This is a genomic window from Mesorhizobium sp. WSM4816 (assembly GCF_055811535.1).
This window is the reverse complement of sequence record NZ_JBVVQR010000074.1, coordinates 1-5,662: the sequence shown is the minus strand read 5'-3', so window position 1 is coordinate 5,662 and position 5,662 is coordinate 1. Positions and strand designations below refer to the sequence as shown.

Genomic DNA, 5,662 nt, shown 5'->3' with positions numbered 1-5,662 from the left:
GAAATCGTTGTTGACACTTTGGATGGGCGCCGACTATATACGCCTCACCAACGAGGGCGGCGCGCCGCTGGCGACGAAGAAGTTCGCTTCTAGATCTGCCCTCTGCGAAATTCAAGAGAGCCGCGTGAGCGACACTCGAACGGCCCCGAGCCACAAGCGTACGGGCCACGACACCGCGTCTGCGATGTCTGTTCTTTGACAATTGAATATTGAAGAAAGAGAAACGTGGGCGGCAGAGTCCTGCTGAGCCTTTCATTCCGCCAGGGATGTTGGGTTCGAACGAGACTTTGGCGGACACGTTTTGAGAGAATAAGTCTACCAGGGCATGAAAGTGTCCAGGTGTGAATGTTCTCGTCAATTCAAAGCGTGACCAGATAAAGCCAAATCAAAGTCTTACTAAACTTGAGAGTTTGATCCTGGCTCAGAACGAACGCTGGCGGCAGGCTTAACACATGCAAGTCGAGCGCCCCGCAAGGGGAGCGGCAGACGGGTGAGTAACGCGTGGGAATCTACCCATCTCTACGGAACAACTCCGGGAAACTGGAGCTAATACCGTATACGTCCTTATGGAGAAAGATTTATCGGAGATGGATGAGCCCGCGTTGGATTAGCTAGTTGGTGGGGTAATGGCCTACCAAGGCGACGATCCATAGCTGGTCTGAGAGGATGATCAGCCACATTGGGACTGAGACACGGCCCAAACTCCTACGGGAGGCAGCAGTGGGGAATATTGGACAATGGGCGCAAGCCTGATCCAGCCATGCCGCGTGAGTGATGAAGGCCCTAGGGTTGTAAAGCTCTTTCAACGGTGAAGATAATGACGGTAACCGTAGAAGAAGCCCCGGCTAACTTCGTGCCAGCAGCCGCGGTAATACGAAGGGGGCTAGCGTTGTTCGGAATTACTGGGCGTAAAGCGCACGTAGGCGGATATTTAAGTCAGGGGTGAAATCCCGGGGCTCAACCCCGGAACTGCCTTTGATACTGGGTATCTCGAGTCCGAGAGAGGTGAGTGGAATTCCGAGTGTAGAGGTGAAATTCGTAGATATTCGGAGGAACACCAGTGGCGAAGGCGGCTCACTGGCTCGGTACTGACGCTGAGGTGCGAAAGCGTGGGGAGCAAACAGGATTAGATACCCTGGTAGTCCACGCCGTAAACGATGGAAGCTAGCCGTTGGCAAGTTTACTTGTCGGTGGCGCAGCTAACGCATTAAGCTTCCCGCCTGGGGAGTACGGTCGCAAGATTAAAACTCAAAGGAATTGACGGGGGCCCGCACAAGCGGTGGAGCATGTGGTTTAATTCGAAGCAACGCGCAGAACCTTACCAGCCCTTGACATCCCGGTCGCGGTCTCCAGAGATGGAGACCTTCAGTTCGGCTGGACCGGTGACAGGTGCTGCATGGCTGTCGTCAGCTCGTGTCGTGAGATGTTGGGTTAAGTCCCGCAACGAGCGCAACCCTCGCCCTTAGTTGCCAGCATTCAGTTGGGCACTCTAAGGGGACTGCCGGTGATAAGCCGAGAGGAAGGTGGGGATGACGTCAAGTCCTCATGGCCCTTACGGGCTGGGCTACACACGTGCTACAATGGTGGTGACAGTGGGCAGCGAGACCGCGAGGTCGAGCTAATCTCCAAAAGCCATCTCAGTTCGGATTGCACTCTGCAACTCGAGTGCATGAAGTTGGAATCGCTAGTAATCGCGGATCAGCATGCCGCGGTGAATACGTTCCCGGGCCTTGTACACACCGCCCGTCACACCATGGGAGTTGGTTTTACCCGAAGGCGCTGTGCTAACCGCAAGGAGGCAGGCGACCACGGTAGGGTCAGCGACTGGGGTGAAGTCGTAACAAGGTAGCCGTAGGGGAACCTGCGGCTGGATCACCTCCTTTCTAAGGATAAACCTCAATGGAAACGCTCACTCGTTGAGCCTCTGCCTTCTGGTTTACTTGGAACAAGACGGAAGAGAGTCACTCTTACCGTCGTGCATACCTTAAGCGGGTCTGCCGCCTTCGTTTCTCTTTCTTCGCGAATGACTTTGATTGCGCTCGCGCGCCGTGTCGGCCTTTGGCCTGGCGCTCCGCGAGGGCGCGGCACGAGCCGCGACGGCCGCCGGTTTTAGTTGGATTTGGCGGCCTTGCGAGGCTCTGCCTCGACATCTGGCTACCATCTGCGCTTGGGGCTTAGGGCTTGTAGCTCAGTTGGTTAGAGCGCGCGCTTGATAAGCGTGAGGTCGGAGGTTCAAGTCCTCCCAGGCCCACCACTTCGCAATCCGCAAGGATTGTCGATCTTCCTCGACAAAAGGTATCAGGGGCCGTAGCTCAGCTGGGAGAGCGCCTGCTTTGCAAGCAGGATGTCGTCGGTTCGATCCCGTCCGGCTCCACCACTTCGCGCAATCCGCAAGGATTGTCGCTACCTTCTTTTGAAAAGAGGGAAGAGGTGTCGAGTGGATGTGAAGCGGGCTTGAGAAAAAGTCATTCGTTAAAAAGATTTGCGGCGAGCATCTAGCTCTCCGCCTGTTCTGTTTGACATCGTAAAGAGAAGATTTGTTCGAACTTCATAGCCCGCAAGGGGTGTGATTTGTCGCGGGAGACGCTCAATCTCCCGCATATGATGGGTTTGCCTAACCGCACCCTCGAACCGATCTCGAGAAGCTGGTCTTTTTGTGCCAATTCCATTGAAGCTAGATCCTGCACAGGATCTGGTTCGAGCGACGATCCCTTTGGGATCGCGCGGTGGGTATTGGCAATGAGAACGATCAAGTGTCTTAAGGGCAATTGGTGGATGCCTTGGCATGCACAGGCGATGAAGGACGTGATACGCTGCGATAAGCTACGGGGAGGTGCGAATACCCTTTGATCCGTAGATTTCCGAATGGGGAAACCCACCTAAGGTGCTTGGAAAATCAGAGCAGCCAGTGGTCGAAAGGCCGACTGGCTGCTGTGGTTTCCAAGGATCTGTTATAGGTAACTTATCCTGAATACATAGGGATAAAGTGGCGAACGCGGGGAACTGAAACATCTAAGTACCCGTAGGAAAGGACATCAACCGAGACTCCGGCAGTAGTGGCGAGCGAACCCGGACCAGGCCAGTGGCGATGATGAGACAAGCGGAACCTTCTGGAAAGTAGGGCCATAGTGGGTGACAGCCCCGTACGCGTAATGCAAGTCATCGTCCTCGAGTAAGGCGGGACACGTGAAATCCTGTCTGAAATTGGGGGGACCACCCTCCAAGCCTAAGTACTCGTGCATGACCGATAGCGAACTAGTACCGTGAGGGAAAGGTGAAAAGCACCCCGACAAGGGGAGTGAAAGAGTACCTGAAACCGATTGCCTACAAACAGTGGGAGTCCAAGGTTCGTCCTGGGTGACCACGTACCTTTTGTATAATGGGTCAGCGACTTAGTGTGACGAGCAAGCTTAAACCGCTAGGTGTAGGCGCAGCGAAAGCGAGTCTGAACAGGGCGTTCAGTTCGTCGCATTAGACCCGAAACCGAGTGATCTAGCCATGAGCAGGTTGAAGGTAAGGTAACACTTACTGGAGGACCGAACCCATAACTGTTGCAATAGTTCGGGATGACTTGTGGCTAGGGGTGAAAGGCCAATCAAACTCGGAAATAGCTGGTTCTCCGCGAAATCTATTTAGGTAGAGCGTCGACCGAATACCCCAGGGGGTAGAGCACTGGATGGGCTAGGGGTCCTCACCGGATTACCAAACCTAACCAAACTCCGAATACCTGGGAGTACTAGTCGGCAGACACACGGCGGGTGCTAACGTCCGTCGTGAAAAGGGAAACAACCCTGACCTACAGCTAAGGTCCCCAAGTTATGGCTAAGTGGGAAAGGATGTGAGGATCCCAAAACAACCAGGATGTTGGCTTAGAAGCAGCCATCATTTAAAGAAAGCGTAACAGCTCACTGGTCTAAATAAGGGTCTTTGCGCCGAAAATGTAACGGGGCTCAAGCCATACACCGAAGCTTAGGGTTCGTGAGCAATCACGAGCGGTAGCGGAGCGTTCTGTAAGCTGATGAAGCCATACCCGTGAGGGGTGGTGGAGGTATCAGAAGTGCGAATGCTGACATGAGTAACGTAAGGGGAGTGAGAGACTCCCCCGCCGAAAGTCCAAGGGTTCCTGCTTAAAGCTAATCTGAGCAGGGTTAGCCGGCCCCTAAGTCGAGGCAGAAATGCGTAGACGATGGGAACCACGTTAATATTCGTGGGCCTGGAGGAAGTGACGGATCATTGAGGTAGTCCAATCTTATCGGATTGAACGGGCTGCTGCGTGGTTCCAGGAAATAGCTCCTCCTTATAGACCGTACCCGAAACCGACACTGGTGGACTGGTAGAGTATACCAAGGCGCTTGAGAGAACTATGCTGAAGGAACTCGGCAAATTGCACGCGTAACTTCGGAAGAAGCGTGACCCTTTTCCACGCAAGTGGAGGAGGGTGGCACAGACCAGGGGGTAGCGACTGTTTATCAAAAACACAGGGCTCTGCGAAGTCGCAAGACGACGTATAGGGTCTGACGCCTGCCCGGTGCTGGAAGGTTAAGAGGAGGGGTGCAAGCTCTGAATCGAAGCCCCAGTAAACGGCGGCCGTAACTATAACGGTCCTAAGGTAGCGAAATTCCTTGTCGGGTAAGTTCCGACCTGCACGAATGGCGTAACGACTTCCCCGCTGTCTCCAGCATAGACTCAGTGAAATTGAATTCCCCGTGAAGATGCGGGGTTCCTGCGGTTAGACGGAAAGACCCCGTGCACCTTTACTATAGCTTTACATTGGCATTCGTAGTGGCATGTGTAGGATAGGTGGTAGGCTTTGAAACCTGGGCGCCAGCTCAGGTGGAGCCACCCTTGAAATACCACCCTTATCACTATGGATGTCTAACCGCGGCCCGTCATCCGGGTCCGGGACAATGTATGGTGGGTAGTTTGACTGGGGCGGTCGCCTCCTAAAGAGTAACGGAGGCGCGCGATGGTGGGCTCAGAACGGTCGGAAATCGTTCGCTGAGTGCAATGGCATAAGCCTGCCTGACTGCGAGACTGACAAGTCGAGCAGAGACGAAAGTCGGTCATAGTGATCCGGTGGTCCCGCGTGGAAGGGCCATCGCTCAACGGATAAAAGGTACGCCGGGGATAACAGGCTGATGACCCCCAAGAGTCCATATCGACGGGGTTGTTTGGCACCTCGATGTCGACTCATCGCATCCTGGGGCTGGAGCAGGTCCCAAGGGTATGGCTGTTCGCCATTTAAAGCGGTACGTGAGTTGGGTTCAGAACGTCGTGAGACAGTTCGGTCCCTATCTGCCGTGGGTGTAGGAATATTGAAAGGATCTGTCCCTAGTACGAGAGGACCGGGATGGACGGATCTCTGGTGGACCTGTTGTGGCGCCAGCCGCATAGCAGGGTAGCTATATCCGGACGGGATAACCGCTGAAGGCATCTAAGCGGGAAACCCACCTTAAAACGAGTATTCCCTGAGAACCGTGGAAGACGACCACGTTGATAGGCCGGGTGTGGAAGAGCGGCAACGCTTGAAGCTTACCGGTACTAATAGTTCGATCGGCTTGATCGTTCTCATTCCCTATGCCCATCTGACAAAGTCAGATGGTCTTACCAGCGCTCACGCATGAGCGGCCCTTACGGGCCTATGCTCCGCGAGGGCGCCGGA

General features: G+C 54.5%; 2 tRNA genes, 2 rRNA genes and 1 pseudogene. All 5 read left to right on the top strand.

Going from position 1 to position 5,662, the window contains the following annotated elements:
• Positions 1-199, top strand: a pseudogene (locus AC0L3H_RS32640) (hypothetical protein); the annotation flags it as partial.
• Positions 200-398: 199 nt separating this feature from the next.
• A 16S ribosomal RNA gene (locus AC0L3H_RS32635) occupies positions 399-1,883 on the top strand.
• A gap of 294 nt (positions 1,884-2,177) precedes the next feature.
• A tRNA-Ile gene (locus tag AC0L3H_RS32630) sits at positions 2,178-2,254 on the top strand.
• Between the two features lie 47 nt (positions 2,255-2,301).
• Positions 2,302-2,377: transfer RNA gene (locus AC0L3H_RS32625), tRNA-Ala, on the top strand.
• Between the two features lie 370 nt (positions 2,378-2,747).
• Positions 2,748-5,566 (top strand): 23S ribosomal RNA (locus AC0L3H_RS32620).
• The 16S and 23S rRNA genes sit together here with 2 tRNA genes alongside, the layout of an rRNA operon.
• The last annotated feature ends 96 nt before the right edge of the window (positions 5,567-5,662 follow it).